The sequence below is a fragment of the Polynucleobacter sp. 39-46-10 genome (assembly GCF_002282275.1).
Genome location: NZ_NCJB01000445.1, coordinates 1 through 1,567, shown reverse-complemented (window position 1 = coordinate 1,567; position 1,567 = coordinate 1). Strand labels below are relative to the sequence as shown.

Sequence of the window (1,567 nt, the reverse complement as noted above, 5' to 3'; positions counted from 1 at the left end):
CAGAATTTAGTTTCATATTGCTTTGCGACTTAAGAGAATATTTTCAAAATGACGAGGGTCATGTGGGGTCAGCATTTGCGCATCACGCGGCAAGTAAAAATCCCACAAGCGAGAAATCCAAAACCGCAGAGCTGCAGCACGCACCATTAGTGGCCAACTTGCTTTCTCGCTGTCGGTAAGTGGTCGAACAGATTGATAGGCATCCATTAGCGCCATGAAGCGAGCAGGATCTAAATCCTGTTTATTTTCGGCAAGGCACCAATCGTTTACTGTAACCGCTAAATCAAATAACCACTTATCTGTTCCAGCGAAATAAAAGTCGAAGAAACCACCTAGCTGATCTAGAGAGCTATCGCCAGCACCTTGGGGGTCGAATAGTACGTTATCTCTAAACAGATCGCAGTGGCTTGCCCCTTGCGGCAGCGAAGTATATGCCTCTGAGGTAAAGAATTTTTCTTGAGTAGCGAGTTCGGTTGTGAGTAATTCTTTTTGAGAATCAATCAAGTGGGTGAGTACCAGAGGAACAGTTTTTTTCCACCAAGACAGGCTGCGAAGATTTTCTTGGGTGTGCTTGAAGTCACTACCAGCTAAATGCATCTTGGCTAAATTTTCACCAACCAGAGCGCAATGCTTTGCTTCAGGAGCGAGCCGGGAAAGGCCAGGGAGTTTGCTCACAATCGCTGCAGGCTTACCCTTTAGGTTAAACAGAATCTGCCCGTGTTTATTCTCGAGTGGCTTAGGTACTAGAATGCCTTTGTTTGCCAAGTGACGCATCAACTCTAAGTAATACGGCAACTGGCCTGCTGACAGCCTCTCAAAAATAGTGAGAACGTATTCCTGTTTCTTGCCGTTCTTTTCAGTGTCGAGAAAGAAATTGGAGTTCTCGATGCCACCATGAATGCCGCGAATATCAACCGCTTGTCCAATATCAAAATCAGCTGTAATCCAATCAGAGATATCACTCAGTTCAACAGGTGTGAAGACGGCCATGACTAAAAGTGAAAGATGCGAATGGTGGGATGCAGAGTGTCAGCGATTAAAAAGGAATGCTGATACTAGGAACGCTAATGAGATCAGTTTCTTTTGGGACGCCTGGCATGACGGTCGCTGGGGGTGCCATTTCATAGTTGGTATAGCGTGTCTTTACATCAACCTGAGTAGGTGCGTTTGTATCTTTATATTCAGTAATTTCAGTACCGGTAGCCTCTTTATGCTGAAAGCTCGGTTTACGGCCTTCTGGTGCATTGGTTGCTTGAGATGCGCTGACGGCAGGAGCTAATGGCTGATTGTTAATGCGCTGTAGTTCGGATGGGCTCAGTGCCTGAGAATTATTTTGAGCATGCGCTGAATTGAAGCCGAAAGAGGCAAAAGCCACTAAAAAGCTTGTTAGAACAAGGGGTTGGCTCACAGAAGAGTGGAGTAAGTTAGTTAGAGCTTGCATCATTTTTCACCTTTATTGGCCTCTTTTCAGGAGGATTTGAACCCGATCCGTAGGCAGTTAGCAACTAGATTGTACGATTGCGGTATGACTAAACATAGACTCTTGTTGGTAGACGGTTCTAGCTAC

At 45.4% G+C, this 1,567-nt stretch carries 2 protein-coding genes; both read right to left on the bottom strand.

The window, feature by feature from the left end; all coding sequences use genetic code 11:
- Positions 1-12 precede the first annotated feature (12 nt).
- Positions 13-990 (bottom strand): homoserine kinase, encoded by a 978-nt coding sequence (locus B7X71_RS16640; protein WP_293598686.1) that lies wholly within the window; start codon positions 988-990, stop codon positions 13-15.
- 46 nt (positions 991-1,036) lie between these two features.
- Entirely contained in the window at positions 1,037-1,408 is a 372-nt protein-coding gene (locus B7X71_RS16635) for a hypothetical protein (protein WP_293601552.1), read from the bottom strand.
- Positions 1,409-1,567: the final 159 nt, after the last annotated feature.

Excerpts from the sequence above, each read along its gene's own strand:
- B7X71_RS16640 (WP_293598686.1), bottom strand. The coding sequence starts at position 990 with ATGGCCGTCTTCACACCTGTTGAACTGAGTGATATCTCTGATTGGATT.